Source organism: Neomegalonema sp., from assembly GCF_028688855.1.
Lineage (GTDB): Bacteria > Pseudomonadota > Alphaproteobacteria > Rhodobacterales > Rhodobacteraceae > Neomegalonema.
This window is the reverse complement of the sequence record NZ_JAQTXI010000005.1, coordinates 171,550-186,184: the sequence shown is the minus strand read 5'-3', so window position 1 is coordinate 186,184 and position 14,635 is coordinate 171,550. Positions and strand designations below refer to the sequence as shown.

At 69.1% G+C, this 14,635-nt stretch carries 15 protein-coding genes and 2 tRNA genes; 6 read left to right on the top strand and 11 right to left on the bottom strand.

Annotated elements, in window-relative coordinates; genetic code table 11:
- Positions 1–106: 106 nt before the first annotated feature.
- The 3 genes from PHN62_RS05685 to rnd all read right to left on the bottom strand — a co-directional run bounded on the left by PHN62_RS05685 (position 107) and on the right by rnd (position 3,237).
- Positions 107–541, bottom strand: a complete 435-nt coding sequence (locus PHN62_RS05685; protein WP_300147539.1) for a SufE family protein — start codon at positions 539–541, stop codon at positions 107–109.
- 133 nt (positions 542–674) lie between these two features.
- Entirely contained in the window at positions 675–2,012 is a 1,338-nt protein-coding gene (locus PHN62_RS05680) for a D-alanyl-D-alanine carboxypeptidase family protein (RefSeq protein WP_300147536.1), read from the bottom strand.
- A gap of 7 nt (positions 2,013–2,019) precedes the next feature.
- Entirely contained in the window at positions 2,020–3,237 is a 1,218-nt protein-coding gene (rnd, locus tag PHN62_RS05675) for a ribonuclease D (protein WP_300147533.1), read from the bottom strand.
- A 463-nt stretch (positions 3,238–3,700) separates the two neighbouring features.
- Between rnd and PHN62_RS05670 the strand changes: the two genes are divergently transcribed.
- A complete protein-coding gene (locus PHN62_RS05670; RefSeq protein WP_300147530.1) occupies positions 3,701–3,925 on the top strand; it encodes a hypothetical protein in 225 nt (74 codons plus the stop codon).
- 34 nt (positions 3,926–3,959) lie between these two features.
- On the opposite strand, the gene PHN62_RS05665 is transcribed toward PHN62_RS05670, so the two are convergent.
- Positions 3,960–4,646, bottom strand: a complete 687-nt coding sequence (locus tag PHN62_RS05665) for a COQ9 family protein (RefSeq protein ID WP_300147527.1) — start codon at positions 4,644–4,646, stop codon at positions 3,960–3,962.
- Between the two features lie 97 nt (positions 4,647–4,743).
- Between PHN62_RS05665 and rpsU the strand changes: the two genes are divergently transcribed.
- Positions 4,744–4,950: a 30S ribosomal protein S21 gene (gene rpsU / locus PHN62_RS05660; RefSeq protein WP_083922885.1), complete on the top strand. Its 207-nt coding sequence runs from the start codon at positions 4,744–4,746 to the stop codon at positions 4,948–4,950.
- A 252-nt stretch (positions 4,951–5,202) separates the two neighbouring features.
- Positions 5,203–5,415, top strand: a complete 213-nt coding sequence (locus PHN62_RS05655) for a dodecin family protein (protein WP_300147521.1) — start codon at positions 5,203–5,205, stop codon at positions 5,413–5,415.
- 98 nt (positions 5,416–5,513) lie between these two features.
- Here PHN62_RS05655 and acnA read toward each other — a convergent pair whose 3' ends face one another.
- Entirely contained in the window at positions 5,514–8,228 is a 2,715-nt protein-coding gene (gene acnA / locus PHN62_RS05650) for an aconitate hydratase AcnA (protein ID WP_300147519.1), read from the bottom strand.
- 317 nt (positions 8,229–8,545) lie between these two features.
- Positions 8,546–8,622, bottom strand: a tRNA-Pro gene (locus PHN62_RS05645).
- Positions 8,623–8,790: 168 nt separating this feature from the next.
- On the opposite strand from PHN62_RS05645, the gene PHN62_RS05640 reads away from it, so the two are divergent.
- Positions 8,791–8,865: transfer RNA gene (locus tag PHN62_RS05640), tRNA-Gln, on the top strand.
- A 57-nt stretch (positions 8,866–8,922) separates the two neighbouring features.
- On the opposite strand, the gene PHN62_RS05635 is transcribed toward PHN62_RS05640, so the two are convergent.
- Together PHN62_RS05635 and PHN62_RS05630 are read right to left on the bottom strand one after the other, a co-directional pair.
- Positions 8,923–9,762 (bottom strand): restriction endonuclease, encoded by an 840-nt coding sequence (locus PHN62_RS05635; RefSeq protein WP_300147516.1) that lies wholly within the window; start codon positions 9,760–9,762, stop codon positions 8,923–8,925.
- Positions 9,763–9,907: 145 nt separating this feature from the next.
- Positions 9,908–11,380: an META domain-containing protein gene (locus PHN62_RS05630; RefSeq protein WP_300147513.1), complete on the bottom strand. Its 1,473-nt coding sequence runs from the start codon at positions 11,378–11,380 to the stop codon at positions 9,908–9,910.
- A 279-nt stretch (positions 11,381–11,659) separates the two neighbouring features.
- Between PHN62_RS05630 and PHN62_RS05625 the strand changes: the two genes are divergently transcribed.
- Positions 11,660–12,643 (top strand): CoA ester lyase, encoded by a 984-nt coding sequence (locus PHN62_RS05625; protein WP_300147511.1) that lies wholly within the window; start codon positions 11,660–11,662, stop codon positions 12,641–12,643.
- A 90-nt stretch (positions 12,644–12,733) separates the two neighbouring features.
- Positions 12,734–13,165, top strand: coding sequence for a metallopeptidase family protein (locus PHN62_RS05620; protein ID WP_300147507.1), 432 nt, complete (start codon positions 12,734–12,736; stop codon positions 13,163–13,165).
- A 6-nt stretch (positions 13,166–13,171) separates the two neighbouring features.
- On the opposite strand, the gene PHN62_RS05615 is transcribed toward PHN62_RS05620, so the two are convergent.
- From PHN62_RS05615 to PHN62_RS05605, 3 genes are all read right to left on the bottom strand, one after another.
- Complete coding sequence (locus PHN62_RS05615; RefSeq protein ID WP_300147505.1) at positions 13,172–13,711, bottom strand: hypothetical protein; 540 nt, start codon at positions 13,709–13,711, stop codon at positions 13,172–13,174.
- Positions 13,712–13,887: 176 nt separating this feature from the next.
- On the bottom strand, positions 13,888–14,265 hold the full coding sequence (grxD, locus tag PHN62_RS05610; RefSeq protein ID WP_300147502.1) for a Grx4 family monothiol glutaredoxin: 378 nt from the start codon (positions 14,263–14,265) through the stop codon (positions 13,888–13,890).
- Between the two features lie 96 nt (positions 14,266–14,361).
- Entirely contained in the window at positions 14,362–14,607 is a 246-nt protein-coding gene (locus tag PHN62_RS05605; protein ID WP_300147498.1) for a BolA family protein, read from the bottom strand.
- Positions 14,608–14,635 lie beyond the last annotated feature (28 nt).

Genomic DNA, 14,635 nt, shown 5'->3' with positions numbered 1-14,635 from the left:
GATCGGGTTGACGCTTGATTCCGCTTTGGCCCTCGCCGAGACGATCTGGCGCGCGCCGCCGCCCTTCTGAGGCCCGCCGCCCTATCCGCCTGCGCCGGGAGCCCGGTCAGGAGGCGGACTTCAGAGCGGCGGCCTGAAGGCGGATGCGCTCGGCCATGGCCCTCACGCCGTTGCTCCGCTGGCTGCTGAGATGGTCGGCCAGCCCGAGGCGCCGCAAGGCCGCCTGAGGATCCACGGCCAGGGCCTCTTCGGGAGTCAGCCCCTCGTAGAGGGCGCGCATCACCGCCACCAGCCCGCGCACGATATGCGCGTCGCTGTCGCCCTCGATGCTCAGACGCGGCGCGCCGTCCGGACCGGGCCGCGCGCCCATGACCAGCCACACCTGACTCGCGCAGCCGCGCACTCTGGCGGCTTCGGTCTTCGCGGCTTCGGGCAGAGGCGGCATGGCCTTGCCCAGATCGATCACCGCCGAATAGCGGTCCTCCCAGTCGTCGAACAGGGCGAATTCCTCCGCCAGTTCCTCGAAGCGGGCGGTCGTCATGGCGAATCTCCTTGCGTCGTCGCGTTCCGGCCCGCAGGCATAGCGCGGCCTTCCCGGTTGTCAAACGGGGAGGCGCCGGGCGCGCGAAGGCCGCGCCCCCGCAAGGCGGAGGAGCCTCCCCTCCGGAGAGGGCTCAGCGCCGCCAGCGGGCCGAAGCGTTGGTCAGGGTGTCGGGCGTCAGGACCAGAGCGTAACGCCCCTGGGTCTGGAGCCGCTGGCCGATCTGGAGGGCGGTCCGCTGGTCGGGCAGACCATGCACGACCATGTTCCAGCGTCCGTCCCGCGCGCGGGCCTCGATATGCGGCACGCCCGCGCCGAAGGCGGAGGCCACCTGCTGCACGAGCATGCGGGCGGCGGTCTCGTTGGCCTCGCTGCCCAGATGCAGCGCCCAGCCCCCCAGAGGCGGCGGCGCAGGCGGACGCGCAGGCTCGTAGGAGCCCTGAGGCGGCGCGGAGAGCATGTATTCCGGCGCGCTCGCCGAAGGCCGGTAGCTCCCGAGCGAGGCCACGGCGGAATCGGGATCGCGGTAGATCTCTTCGGAGATGATCTCCATGGTGTCGGCGCTCACCCCGACGCCCCATTCGCGGGTGCCGCGGCGGATCTCGGGGTCCTTCGCCCCGACGCAGACGTTGAGGTCCGCCGGAGCCCCCGCCCTGGAGAGGGCGGGCCTCAGCGCGGCGCCGGGCGTCGCGGCGAGGGCCTTGCGCAGGATGTCCTGAGCGTCGCGGGTGCGGGCCGGGCGGCTCGGATTGCCGAGCGTGACGAGAATCACCTTGCGTCCGCCGCGCTCCACCGCGCCGACCACGTTGTAGCCCGCCGCGCAGGTGAAGCCGGTCTTGAGCCCGAAGCCTCCCGGAAAGCCGAGGATGGTGTTGGTGGTCTGGTAGCTCTTGCCCGCCAGACGCCCCGCGCGCTGGTTGAACAGCTCCGACCGCTTGGGATGCTCGCGCAGCAGCGCCGCTCCGAGCAAGGCCATGTCGCGGGCGGTGGTGCTCTGGCCCGCGCCCGGCAGGCCCGAGGCGTTGACGAAGCGGGTGTTGATCAGCCCCAGCCGGACGGCGGCGGCGTTCATGCGCGCCACGAAGGCCTCTTCGGAGCCCGCGACCGCCTCGGCCACCACCACGGCGGCGTCGTTGGCCGAGGCCACGGCGGCGGCGGAGAGCACGTCGCCGAAGCGCAGTTCGGCGCCGACCCGGAAGCCGATCTTGACCGGCGTCTGTCCGGCGGCGTGGCGCGAGACCTTCACCTTGTCGTCGGGCGAGATCTCGCCCTTCTCCATGGCCTCGAAGGCGAGGTAGACGGTCATCATCTTGGTGAGCGAGGCCGGATAACGCGGCGCGTCGGCGGCGTCCTCCAGCAGGATGCGGCCGCTCTCCACCTCGACGGCGAGGCGCGCAGCCCCGCCCAGCGGCGTCAGAAGTCCGACGGCGACCAGAAGCGCCCGGATCGCACGGCCCGTGAAGACGCGCATCGACGACTCATCCCTCTTCTGCGCGCCCTCGGGCCCCGTCCTTGAGCTCGGCCACCACGATCCCCTGAGGACCGGCGGTCAACGCGATTTCGCCACGCTTGAGCCGCAGGGCCTCTTCTCCGAAGACCTCGCGGCGCCATCCGCGCAAGGCGGGGACGTCCGGCTCCTCCTCCAGAGCGAGCCTGTCGACGTCGGCGGATTGGGCCATGAGCCTGGCCGCCACGTCAAGATCCGCCGCGCGGGCGCGCAGCAGCACCCGGAGCAATTCCGCGAGAGCGGAGGCCCTGGCGTCGAGTTTGGGCGCCTCCTCCTGGACCGGCCATTCGGCCTTCGGGAGGGCGAGCCCGGTCTTCACCGCCTTCAGCACGGCCTGGGTCGTCTCGGAGGAGCGGTTGTCGCGCTGGAAGGCGCGGCTGCGGCCCAGCTCCTCGGCGTTCCTGGGCTTGAGCTGCGCCAGCTCGGCGAGGGTCTCGTCCTTGAGGACGCGCCCGCGCGGCAGATTGCGCTTCTGCGCCTCTTCTTCGCGCCAGCGGGCCAGCTCGCGCAGCGCCGAGAGCGCCGGGCCGCTCGGATTGCGCAGCCGGATGCGCCGCCAGGCCTCTTCGGGATCGGAGCGGTGCTGCGCCGGATCGGCGAGCGCGGCCATCTCCTCGGAGATCCACTCCATGCGGTCGGCCTTGTCGATGCGCGCCATGAGCTTCTCGTAGATCACCCGCAGATGGGTCACGTCGGAGATCGCATAGAGCAGCTGCCGCTGCGAGAGCGGACGGGCGGCCCAATCCGAGCCGCGCAGGGACTTGTCGACCTGGGCCCCCGCGATGTCGCGGGCGAGGGTCTCGTAGCTGGCCTGTTCGCCGAAGCCGCAGACCATGGCCGCCACCTGGGTGTCCATGAGCGGCGCCGGGACCAGCCCCCCGAGCAGGCTGAAGATCTCCAGATCCTGGCGGGCGGCGTGGAAGACCTTGAGCACGCCGGGATCGCGCATGAGCCCGAAGAGCGGCGCGAGATCCATCTCGGAGACCATCGGATCGATCAGGGCGGCGCCCTGGGCCTCGTGGGCTTCGGGGCTTTCGCCCGGCAGCCGGGGCCGCGCGATCTGCACGAGGCAGAGAATCGGCCAGTAGGTCCGTTCGCGCATGAACTCGGTGTCGAGTGTCACATAAGGCGCCGCACGATATTCGTCGCAGAGCGCCTGGAGATCCGTCGTGGTCCTGATGAAACGCATACGCCACCTTTTACCCTGTTCCGCAGCGCGGCCCAAGGCCAAACTCCGTGAAGATCCGATAGAACGTCCTGCGCTGCGGCGACGCAAGGAATCCGCCGCGTCGCGAATCTGCGCCGCAGGCGCGAAAAGCCTGCGGGAACGCCCTCTCTACCTATAGAATAAAGGCCTGAAATCAACCCCTTTTAGGAGCAGTCCTGCGGCGCCGCAACCTCGCGCGAGGGGACGCTCCGGAGCTCGGGGAACCCGTGGAAGGGGAATCATGAACGCATCTGCGGGAAAAAACCGTTCACAAGCCACGGAATCCCGCCTATGCGACATCTTGACGCATGGCTTCAAGACATTTCAGCTTGACCGGAGTGTTAGCGAATCGGAAATTTTTACCCTGAAAAATAACCAATAATGTCGTTTTCAACTTTGTGTTGCCATCAATCAGGGGGCGGCGCTCTGAAGCGGAGCATCATCCATGCTGTGCGTCTTGGCCATAGCCTTCTGTTTCGCCGCCCCTGCGGGCGCGGCTCAGCGCGACGACCTGCGTCTTGCGCAACTCGCCCCGCATGTCGCGGGGGCCTATGATCCCCGGATCCTCCCGCCCAGGTCCGCGCCCGGGCTGGAGGGCCCCGTCGATTTCACACGGCCAGGCCTGCAACGCAATCGTCCATGGCCGCGACATCCCGCCACAGGGGGTTGAAGATCATCCGGGGGACTCGCGTTTTCGTCGCGGATCAGGCCCCCGGCCAACTTCCCGCCGGAGGCGCCCCGCGGCCGTCCGGCGCCTTGAGGAAGGACAGCGCCAGACGCGGCCCCGTCAGCAGAAGGCGCGCCGCCGGATTCCTGCGGGCCGCCGCCTTGAGCTTCTCGATGCGCATGACCTCCTCGATCCGGCGGTCGAGGAAGGCCCAGGTCTCGGCCTGATCCTCCGATTCGTCGTTGAGCCAGACCAGCAGCGTCGCGCCGTAGACGCCCATCAGCGTCAGGCGCTTGGTGTGCCAGTTGTAGTCGCGCGAGGCGTCGCCGAGCGCCGTCCAGATGGCGTCGCAGGTCTCCCAGACCAGCTTCGCGCCCTCGGCGGCGTGGGTCGGCAGGGCGTAGAGCGCCGCGGCCCGACGCACGGCCTCGCGGTCGCGGGCGACGATCTCCAGACGCAGACGCACCGCCCAGGCCACCCGCTCGCGGAACTTCAGCCGCATGAGGTCCGCCCCGCCCAGACGCCGCAGCATCTCGGCGTCGGCGGCGCGGTGGAAGGCCGCCGCCAGGTCGAGAGCCCCGCGCGGCGCGGCGAGTCGCGCCTCCGCCCCGGAGAGCCCGCACTCCTGCGCGGCGGCGGCGAAAGCCTTCTCCGACCAGCCGTCGAAGGGGGCGTGGCGGGCGGCGGCCTCGGCGAGGCGCCGCAAAAGCTCGGATTCGGACATGCAGGGCCTCACGGGGGTTGGAAAACCGAAAGCTCGCTGTTATATAGCCGCCTCGCTCTGGAAATTCGAGATCAGCCTGAAAGGACGGTGAAGTTAGGTGCAGGTTCTGGTTCGCGACAACAATGTCGATCAGGCGCTGAAGGCTCTCAAGAAAAAGATGCAGCGCGAGGGTATCTTCCGCGAGATGAAGCTTCGGCAGCATTTCGAGAAGCCCTCCGAAAAGCGGGCGCGTGAGCAGGCGGAGGCCATCCGTCGCGCGCGCAAGCTGGCGCGCAAGAAAGCGCAGCGCGAAGGCGCGGCGTAAGCTTTCAAGCTTGCAATCGACGCGCCAGACCGCGTCCTGATCGCCTCCGGCCTCCGCCGGGGGCTTTTTCATGTCCGGAGGACGGCGATTCCCGCCTGTCGCGGGGCGAATCCGACAGGTTTTTCCTGCTCCTCCTCTGGTTTCGCCGCGCCCGAGGCCCCATCTGCGCCCCTGAGCGGGCGGCGCGGCCGCCCCTCGCATCCATCCGGCGGCGCCTCGGCGAGGGGCCGCGCCTCATCAAGGAGAAGGCTCATGGCGGTTCTGAAGGTCATCGAGATCCTCGCGCAATCCCCGAAATCCTGGGAGGACGCCACCAAGCAGGGCGTCGCCGAGGCCGCCAAGAGCCTGAAGGGCCTCAAGTCGGCCTGGGTCAAGGATCAGTCGGTGCAGGTCGAGGACGGCGAGGTGACCGCCTATCGCGTGACGCTGAAGGTCACCTTCGAGGTGCTCGCCGACAAGGCCTGATCCGCAGGATCGCGCCTCGCGCGCAGCCCGCATGAGAAACCCCCGCCTTCCTGCGAAGGCGGGGGTTTCCTGTTTCAGCCGCCCGAAGGCGGGCGCGATCAGGCCGCCCGGGCCAGATTGCGCAGCACGTAATGCAGCACGCCGCCGTTCTTGAGGTAGTCGATCTCGACTTCCGTATCGATCCGGCAGAGGAGGTCGATCTCGCGGGTCGAGCCGTCGGGCGAGGTCAGCGTCGCCTTGACGATCTGGCGCGGGCGCACGTTCCCGAGATCGGGGATGCTCACCAGCTCCTGACCCGTGAGGCCGAGCGACTTGCGGTCCTGGCCCTCCACGAACTGGAAGGGGATCACGCCCATGCCCACCAGGTTCGAGCGGTGGATGCGCTCGAAGCTCTCGGTGATCACGGCCTTGACGCCCAGCAGCACGGTGCCCTTGGCCGCCCAGTCGCGCGAGGAGCCGGTGCCGTACTCCTTGCCCGCGAAGACGACCAGAGGCGACCCTTCGGCGGCGTATTTCATCGCCGCGTCGTAGATGGACATCTGTTCGCCGGTGGGGACGTGGATCGTCACGCCGCCCTCGACGCCCGGCACCATCTCGTTCTTGATGCGGATGTTGGCGAAGGTGCCGCGCATCATGACTTCGTGGTTGCCGCGCCGCGAGCCGTAGGAGTTGAAGTCCCGACGCTCCACGCCATGCTCGCTGAGGTAGGAGCCCGCCGGGCTGCCCGCCTTGATGTCGCCGGCGGGCGAGATGTGGTCGGTGGTGATCGAATCGCCGAAGATCGCCAGAACGCGGGCGTTCTTCACGTCCGAGATCTCGCCGGCCTCCATGCCCATGCCCTCGAAATAGGGCGGGTGCTGGACGTAGGTCGAGGTCTTGTCCCAGCCGTAGGTCTCGCCCTCTCCGGCGACGATGGCCTTCCACTGGTCGTCGCCCGCGAAGACGTCGCTGTATTTCGCCACGAAGGCGTCGCGGGTCACGGTGCGCTCGACCAGCTCGGCCACCTCGGCGGAGGTCGGCCAGATCTCGCGCAGATAGACCGGCTGGCCCTGGGCGTCGGTGGCGATGGGGTCTTCCGCAAGGTTGATGTTCATCGTGCCCGCGATGGCGTAGGCCACCACCAGCGGCGGAGAGGCGAGGTAGTTGGCGCGCACCTCGGGATGGACGCGGCCCTCGAAGTTGCGGTTGCCCGAGAGCACCGAAGCCACGATGAGGTCGCCTTCCCTGACCGCCGCCGAAATCTCCTCGGGCAGCGGGCCGGAATTGCCGATGCAGGTCGTGCAGCCGTAGCCCACGAGGTTGAACCCGAGCGCGTCGAGATCGGTCTGGAGTCCGGCGCGCTCCAGATATTCGGAGACCACCTGAGAGCCCGGCGCCAGCGAAGTCTTGACCCAGGGCTTGCGCGCGACGCCGCGCGCCGCCGCCTTGCGCGCCACCAGGCCCGCCGCGATCATCACATAGGGATTCGAGGTGTTGGTGCAGCTGGTGATCGCCGCGATCACCACCGAGCCGTCGCCGATCACGTAGTCGGCTCCGGGGACGGCGGCCACGCGCGGCTCTCCGGGCTCGGCGCCCTTCACGCTGCGCAGCTCGACGCGCGCCTTCTCGAAGCTGCCCGCGGCGGCGGTCAGCGCCACGCGGTCCTGAGGACGCTTCGGACCGGCCAGCGAAGGCTCGACGTCTCCCATGTCCAGTTCGAGCGCGTCGGTGAAGACCGGATCCGCGTCGCCCCGGTTGCGCCAGAGCCCCTGGATCTTGGCGTAGGCCTCGACCAGCCGGATGCGCTTCTCGTCGCGGCCGGTGGCGCGCAGATAACGCAGGGTCTCGGAATCCACCGGGAAGAAGCCGCAGGTCGCGCCATATTCGGGCGCCATGTTGGCGATGGTCGCGCGATTGGCCAGCGGCAGGTCGTCGAGGCCGTCGCCGTAGAACTCGACGAACTTGTTGACCACGCCCTTCTTGCGCAGCATCTGCGTGACGGTCAGCACGAGGTCGGTCGCCGTGACGCCCTCGCGCAGCTTGCCCGTCAGACGGAAGCCGACCACCTCGGGGATGAGCATCGACACCGGCTGACCCAGCATGGCCGCCTCGGCCTCGATGCCGCCCACGCCCCAGCCGAGAATCGCCAGGCCGTTGACCATGGTGGTGTGGCTGTCGGTGCCCACCAGAGTGTCGGGATAGGCGACCTGATCGCCGCGCTGGTCGCGGTCCAGCCAGACGGTCTGGCCGAGATATTCGAGGTTCACCTGATGGCAGATGCCGGTGCCCGGCGGCACGACGCGGAAATTCGCGAAGGCGCTCTGGCCCCATTTCAGGAACTGGTAGCGCTCGAGGTTGCGCTCGTATTCGCGGTCGACGTTGCTCTGGAAGGAGCGCGGCTGGCCGAATTCGTCCACCATCACCGAATGGTCGATGACCAGATCCACCGGCGAGAGCGGATTGATCTTCTCGGGATCTCCGCCGAGGGCCACCATGGCGTCGCGCATGGCGGCGAGGTCCACCACGCCCGGGACGCCGGTGAAGTCCTGCATGAGCACGCGGGCGGGCTGATAGGCGATCTCGCGGTCGGATCTGCCGCCCTCTTCGGCCCAGAGGCCGAAGGCGCCGATGTCTTCGGTGGTGACGTTGCGGCCGTCCTCGTTGCGGAGGAGATTCTCCAGAACCACCTTCAGCGAGCGCGGAAGACGCGCGAAACGCCCGTTTCCGGTGGACGTCCTGTCCGCCGCCTCGATGGAGTAGAGCCAATAGACGTCGTCTCCGATGACGAGCTTTCGGCGCGTCTGGAGCGTGTCTTTCCCGACAGTGATGGTCATGAGCGTCCCCCGGCTGGGTGTGGGCCCGGCGGCCCGGATGGGCGGCCCGACGCCTCCTGCGGCGATCAGGGGACGTTGCGCGGCGGCGTGACGCCCTTCTCACCCCCTTCTAAAGGATGAGAAAAAAAGACGTGACCGCGCTTCGGAACCTGCGGCCTCTATCGCGCATTTCCTGTTGCCGCGCAACAGGATTCAGGGAAGCCGCGACTTCACGCAAGATTGATGTGCGACGGATTTCGTCAGGAATTTCAAGGGGAAACGAAAAAGGCCCACGCCCGGAAGAGTCTCCGGAGGACGGGCCTTTCAGCGAAGCGGAATGGTCGGAGTAGCGTGATTCGAACACGCGGCCTCTACTTCCCGAAAGTAGCGCTCTACCAGGCTGAGCTATACTCCGTCTCGCTGGAGGCGGCTTATATCGGGGCTCGGGCCGGGGCGCAAGAGCTTTTCAAGCCTGTTCCGACGAGATCTGGCCCTGAGCGCGGGATATCTCCGGATTTTCCGGAAGCCCCCTTCAGGAGAGGTCTTGTCAGCTTGCGGGGATGCGACTAGGTTGCGCGCGCTTTGGGGCGTCGCCAAGTGGTAAGGCAGCGGATTTTGATTCCGCCATGCGGAGGTTCGAATCCTCCCGCCCCAGCCAGATTTCCCGCAGAAAATCAAAGCCTTGCGAAATCATCCCGAAGGCGGCCCCGCGCCCTCACGCCGAGCGCCGCCGCCCGCCGAAGGTCTTTTCGTAAAGCTCCGGAATGTCGTGGGGCGAGAAGAGCTTCACCCCCGTCGCCTCCGCCAGGGCCCGCGCGCTCGGCGTGAAGGCCGCGTTCGACAGGACCGCCGCCGCATCCACGCCGTGAAAGGCCTTCCCCGCATGGGCCTCCTGAACGGCCCGGTTCCCGATGGGAGACCGGTAAAGCTTGCATTGCACCCCCAGAGTCTTGCCGTTGCGCCGCGCGATCACGTCGAGCCCCTGATCTCCCGAACCGGGCGTGGTCTGCGCCGTCCAGCCGAAGCCCGACAGCGCCTCCGCCACCCAGGCCTCGAAGGCGAGGCCGTCCTCCGGCAAGGATTCAGGGTCGAAACGCGGCTTGCGCGGCTCGCGCTTGCGCCCGGCCAGCCGCTCCGAGACCAGAGCCGAAGCCTCCGTCCGGTCGATCAGGCCGAAATCCAGCTTCACGCTCGCGAAGAACTCCTCCAGAGCCTCCGGCCGCTTGTCTGAGGTCACGGCGCCGTAGTCGTTGCGCCGGACCGCCCGCGCCAGATTGCGCGTCAGGGCCGCCCGGTGACGATCCGCCTCCGAGAGAAGCCGCGCGCGCTCGGCGAGGCGCCGGACCTCCTGCGCCGCCCGCAGGCCGCGCCGCGCCCGGAGCCAGGCCAGCGGAGGACTCAGCGCCGCCAGAGCCAGGCCGCCCAGGCTCAACCCCGACCAGAGCGCCTCGGGCCCGAACCGCCCCCGCAGCATGCTCGCGGCGAGGGCCAGGACCAGACCCAGAAGCGCGATCCGGAACAGGGTTCCGACGAAGACACCAAGCCTGCTCCACATCCGCCCCGAGCCGAAAGCCCCTCCCAGACCGCGCCCAAGCCGCGCGAGGCCCATCCTGTCCCAAAGGCGTTAAGGATCCTCCGCGCATGAAAAAGGCGGGAGCCCGAAGCCCCCGCCTGATCCTGTCTCCTCCGGGCGCGACGGCTCAGAGCGGCTGGAAGCTCGCCAGCAGCGCCCCGCCCGCGCCGAGAAGATCCATGTCGCCCTCCGGAGAGATCCGGTAGCCGCTGGTGAGGTTCAGAGCCGTGAAATACCGCTCCTCCTCCTCCGAACGGCCGCAGGCGCGCGGATCGGCGCCCACGCCGTTCACCGCCAGCGCGCCGCCCGCGCCCTCCGTGAAGTCGAAGCTGTAGGGGCTGCAGGGGCCGGAGCCGCCCGCGAAATTCTCGGCGCCGTCGAAATGCAGCTCCACCCCCGGCGCGACCGGCTGGCCCCGCAGCATCGACAGACGCCAGGAGCTGCCCGCGATCCCCGTCGCGGCCGAACGCGGCGCCGAGGCCCGCGGCGCAGCCTGAGGCGCGGCGGCGGCGGTCCGGGTCTGCTGCGGAGCGGGCGCGGAAGGACGCGTCGCAGAAGAAGGCTGGGCCGTCGGGACGGGCCGACGCAGCGGACTCATGCGCGGCGCAGGCGCCGCCGAAGGCGCGCCCGTGGCGCCCTCGCGCGAGAGCGGACCCGCGCTCCGGGCGGGCGCCGGAGCCGGAGCGGCTCCCGGCGAAATCGCCGCAAGCCCCCCCTCGATCTGGAGGCCGACCACCTCGCTCGGGTCGATGCCCTGACGGCGCAGGGCCTCGGCGAGGGCCGGATCCATCTGGGGCGCTCCGCCCTGAGCCGCGGCGGGCGCAGGGCGCGGCGCCGGAGCCCCGGGCAGGGCCTGAGGCGTCCGGGGACCGGCGGCGGCGTCGCGGGGCGAGACCACCGGCGCCATGCCGCGCGCCGCGACGGGCGCGGAAGGCGGCGTCAGGGCGGCCATGGGGCCGGGCGCCGGAAGGCCGGAGCCCGCGAAGGCTCCGCCGCCGCCGTCATATTCAAGACCGACCACCTCGCTGGGGTCGATGCCCTGACGACGCAGGGCCTCGGCGAGGGCCGGATCCATCTGGGGCGCCCCGCCCTGAGCCGCGGCGGCGGCCGGACGCGGCGCAGGCGCCGGGACGGGCGGGAAATCGAGCGGCGCAGGCGCGGCCTCGGGCGGCGGCCCGACATAGGCGACCCGCGGCGGACCCGACAGCGTCGGACGAGGCGCAGGCGCAGGCGTCTGGACGGGCGGCTGGACCTGAGCCGCCTGAAGCACGAGAGGCTGAGGCGCGACGGGCGCCGGAACGGGTTGAGGCGCGACGATCCGGGGCGGCGGCTCGGCGTGATAGAGCGCCTGAGCGGGCGCCCCCGGCGCCTGGACCTGAAGCGGCGGCGCATAGACCACGCCCGCGCCCGGAGGCGCGCCGAACCCCGCCACCACCGAAGGCGCGACCGGCGCGATGGTGCCGTCGGGATAGCGCACGAAATATTGCGGCTCCTCGGCGGGCGGAGGCGCGGAGGCGCCCGCGAAGGGATCCACGCCGCCTTGCGCGCAGCCGCTGAGAATCGTGGCGGCGGCGAGCGCCAGCAGTCGGGCTTTCTTCATCGTCAAACCTTGATCTCCGGGGCGTCGCATGCTGAACGCAGCTAAACCTTACTTACGGCGCATATGCAAGGCGCACGGGGGGAATTCGTCTCAAGTCGCTGATTTCCGTGGCCTTGCGGGCTCGAAAATCTCCGGATGCGACGAAAGTCGGCGGGGTTTTCTCCGGATTTGCGAAAGAATCTTGCTTCCCTTCCCGAACTCAAGAGGACATGTTGCTTTCGCAACGCCGAAGCGGCGTCTCCGCCGTGGCCCTGCGGCCCATCGCCTCCGAGGATCCTCATGAGCTTTCTCGTTCAGCCTCCCTCCCCCGCGCGCCCGAATCGCTGCCAGCTTTTCGCGCCGGGCTCGCGTCCCGAACTCTTCGCCAAGGCCGCCCTGAGCGCCGCCGACGTCATCACCCTCGATCTCGAGGATTCCGTCGCGCCCAACGACAAGCCCGCCGCCCGCGAGGCCATCATCAGGGCGGTCTCCGAAATCGACTGGGGGAGCAAGACCCTCTCGGTGCGCATCAATGGTCTCGACACCCCCTTCTGGCACCGCGACGCCGTCGAGCTGATCGCCCGCGCGGGCGACCGCCTCGACATGATCATGCTGCCCAAGGCCGGCAACGCAAAAGACATCTACGCTCTGGACGCGGTGGTCTCGGGCGTCGAGGCCGAGATCGGCCGCAAGCGCCGCGTGGAGCTCGAAGCGATCATCGAGACCGCCGCCGGATCCGCCAACGTGCTGGAGATCGCGGGCGCCAGCCCCCGCCTGAAGGCGCTGCATTTCGGCGTCGCCGATTACGCGGCCTCCATGGGCATGCAGATCACCGGAATCGGCGGCACCCAGAGCGGCTACGGCATGCTCGCCCCCGCCGAGACCGAAGGCGCCCGCGGATTCTTCTACGCCGATCCCTGGCATGACCCCATCACGCGGATGGTCGCCGCCTGCCGGACCTACGGGCTCCTGCCCGTGGACGGCCCCTTCGGCGATTTCTCCGATTCCGACGGCTACCGCGCTCAGGCGACCCGCTCGGCGACGCTCGGCTGCGTGGGCAAATGGGCGATCCATCCCAAACAGGTGGCCATCGCCAACGAGGTCTTCACGCCCTCGGAGGCCATCCATGGTCAGGCGAAGCGCATCCTCGCCGCCATGGAGGAGGCCGCCCGCCAGGGTCAGGGCGCCGCCACCCTCGACGGCAAGCTGATCGACATCGCTTCGGCGCGTCAGGCTCAGGTGATCGTGCGTCAGATGGCCGTGATCCGGGGCGAGGCGGTCTGAGCTTCTCTGCGGCTTGATCGGGAGGGCGCGGGCGGGCAGGATGCCCCTCGCGCCCTTTCCTCGTGCGGCGCAGACTTCAGGGAGCAGGCGATGGGCGAGCTTTCACATCAGGACTGGGCCTCGGCCAGAGCCCCGGATCTGGAGGCCTTCCAGGCCATCGCCGACCGGGCCTTCGCGGAATTGCCGGAGATCTTCCGCGAGGCCTGCCGCAAGGCGGGGGTGGTCTCGCGCATCGCCGACTTCCCCGACGAGGAGACCCTCGACGCCCTGGGGGCCGAAAGCGAATTCGACCTGCTGGGGCTGTTTCACGGCGTGGGGCTGCCTCAGGGGGGCGCGACGCCCCAGACGGGGGCTGCGCCGAATCTGATCTGGCTCTACCGGCGGCCGATCCTCGACTACTGGGCCGAACACGACGAAGCCCTGGGCGACGTCATCGCCCATGTGCTCATCCACGAGATCGGCCATCACCTCGGCTTCTCCGACGAGGACATGGAGGCCATGGAGGCCGCCGCAGGAGACTGAAGCCGCCTATCTCTTCCAGCGCTCGGGCACCTCGGAGAGATCCCGGAAGATCTCGGGCGGAATGAAGCCTTCGAGGAAGCCGACGCCGCCGTCGTTGGGCTGCGTGATGAAGGGCTCGCCCTTCCTGACGCCCGTCAACCGGAGCTGAAGGCCGCTTTCGGAAGCGCGCCGGTAATCCTCGTCGCTGAGCAGGACCACGCCCTTCGAGACGAGCCCGTTCGCCGAGCGCCCTTCGCGCTGAGGCACATAGACGAGCTCCTTCTCCGGGGTGGAGGCGGAGCGGATGGACAGCAGACGCCAGTTGGAGGAGGCGCTCACGTCGATTCCATAGCCGAATTCGTCGTATTTCGCGACCGCGACGCTCGCCGATTCGGTGGAGACCAGCGACAGGCTGTGCTGAAGCATATGCCTGGCCCCGACGAAGGAGGCCTGAGCCCTGCGCCCCTGATGCTCCAGCGGAGGCGCCATGCGGGCCGCCTCGCAGGCGCCCAGCGCCAGAGTGAGCGCGAGGACCGCGCCGGACTTCAGGAAGATGGAGCCGCCCAATTCGTTTCTCCCGCATGCGCGATCCGGGCCGACCGGACGGGGCCCTCCGCGCCCTCAGCTATAGAGGGAGGGCGAGGCGGAGCCCAGTGGTTTGCGCGGATGCGGAAGCGGCGGATTTCTCCGCCGCTCCGGTCGCTCCGGTGGTTCGTCGTCCTTGCGGCGGGCGCGCAGGAGCTTCAGGAGGCGGCCTTGTTATGGGCGCGGATCTCTTCGGCGCGGGCTTTGTCGAACTTCACGCCCTTCTCCTCGAAGAGCTGGTCCAGCTCGCCCGAGAGGGTCATCTCGGTCACGATGTCGGCGCCGCCGATGAACTCGCCCTTCACGTAGAGCTGGGGGATGGTCGGCCAGTTGGCGTAGCTCTTGATCCCGTCGCGCAGCTCGTTGCTCTGGAGGACGTTCACGTCCTTGAACTCGACTCCGAGATACTGGAGGATCTGGGCGACCTTCGCCGAAAAGCCGCATTGCGGCATGGTCTTGACGCCCTTCATGAACAGCGCGACGTCGTTGCCCTTCACGATCTCGTCGATCTGGGCGAAGGCGGGGTTCTCCGACATGTCGGAATTCCTTGATCTGGCGGCGCTTCCGGAGCGGCCGCTGGGGGCCTCGGCCGCCGCCTCGGGAGGCGTCGGGACGAGAGTGCGGCCGCAGCCTCAGGAGGCGTCGGCGGGGGGCGCGCTGGTCTGAAGCGCCAGCGCATGCAGCTCGCCGCCCATCTTGCCCTTGAGCGCCGCATAGACGAGCTGATGCTGCTGGACGCGGTTCAGGCCGCGAAACTCTCCGGCGACGACGGTGGCGGCGTAATGGTCTCCGTCTCCGGCGAGATCCTGAATCTCGATGACGGCTCCGGGAAAGGCCTCCCGAAGCAAGGCTTCGATGTCGGCTGCCTGCATCGCCATGTGATTCCCTCCTCGCGCGACGTGATCC

Coding starts and splice junctions, on each gene's coding strand:
- PHN62_RS05685 (WP_300147539.1), bottom strand. CDS start 541: ATGACGACCGCCCGCTTCGAGGAACTGGCGGAGGAATTCGCCCTGTTC.
- PHN62_RS05680 (WP_300147536.1), bottom strand. CDS start 2,012: ATGCGCGTCTTCACGGGCCGTGCGATCCGGGCGCTTCTGGTCGCCGTC.
- rnd (WP_300147533.1), bottom strand. CDS start 3,237: ATGCGTTTCATCAGGACCACGACGGATCTCCAGGCGCTCTGCGACGAA.
- PHN62_RS05670 (WP_300147530.1), top strand. CDS start 3,701: ATGCTGTGCGTCTTGGCCATAGCCTTCTGTTTCGCCGCCCCTGCGGGC.
- PHN62_RS05665 (WP_300147527.1), bottom strand. CDS start 4,646: ATGTCCGAATCCGAGCTTTTGCGGCGCCTCGCCGAGGCCGCCGCCCGC.
- PHN62_RS05655 (WP_300147521.1), top strand. CDS start 5,203: ATGGCGGTTCTGAAGGTCATCGAGATCCTCGCGCAATCCCCGAAATCC.
- acnA (WP_300147519.1), bottom strand. CDS start 8,228: ATGACCATCACTGTCGGGAAAGACACGCTCCAGACGCGCCGAAAGCTC.
- PHN62_RS05635 (WP_300147516.1), bottom strand. CDS start 9,762: ATGTGGAGCAGGCTTGGTGTCTTCGTCGGAACCCTGTTCCGGATCGCG.
- PHN62_RS05630 (WP_300147513.1), bottom strand. CDS start 11,380: ATGAAGAAAGCCCGACTGCTGGCGCTCGCCGCCGCCACGATTCTCAGC.
- PHN62_RS05625 (WP_300147511.1), top strand. CDS start 11,660: ATGAGCTTTCTCGTTCAGCCTCCCTCCCCCGCGCGCCCGAATCGCTGC.
- PHN62_RS05620 (WP_300147507.1), top strand. CDS start 12,734: ATGGGCGAGCTTTCACATCAGGACTGGGCCTCGGCCAGAGCCCCGGAT.
- grxD (WP_300147502.1), bottom strand. CDS start 14,265: ATGTCGGAGAACCCCGCCTTCGCCCAGATCGACGAGATCGTGAAGGGC.
- PHN62_RS05605 (WP_300147498.1), bottom strand. CDS start 14,607: ATGGCGATGCAGGCAGCCGACATCGAAGCCTTGCTTCGGGAGGCCTTT.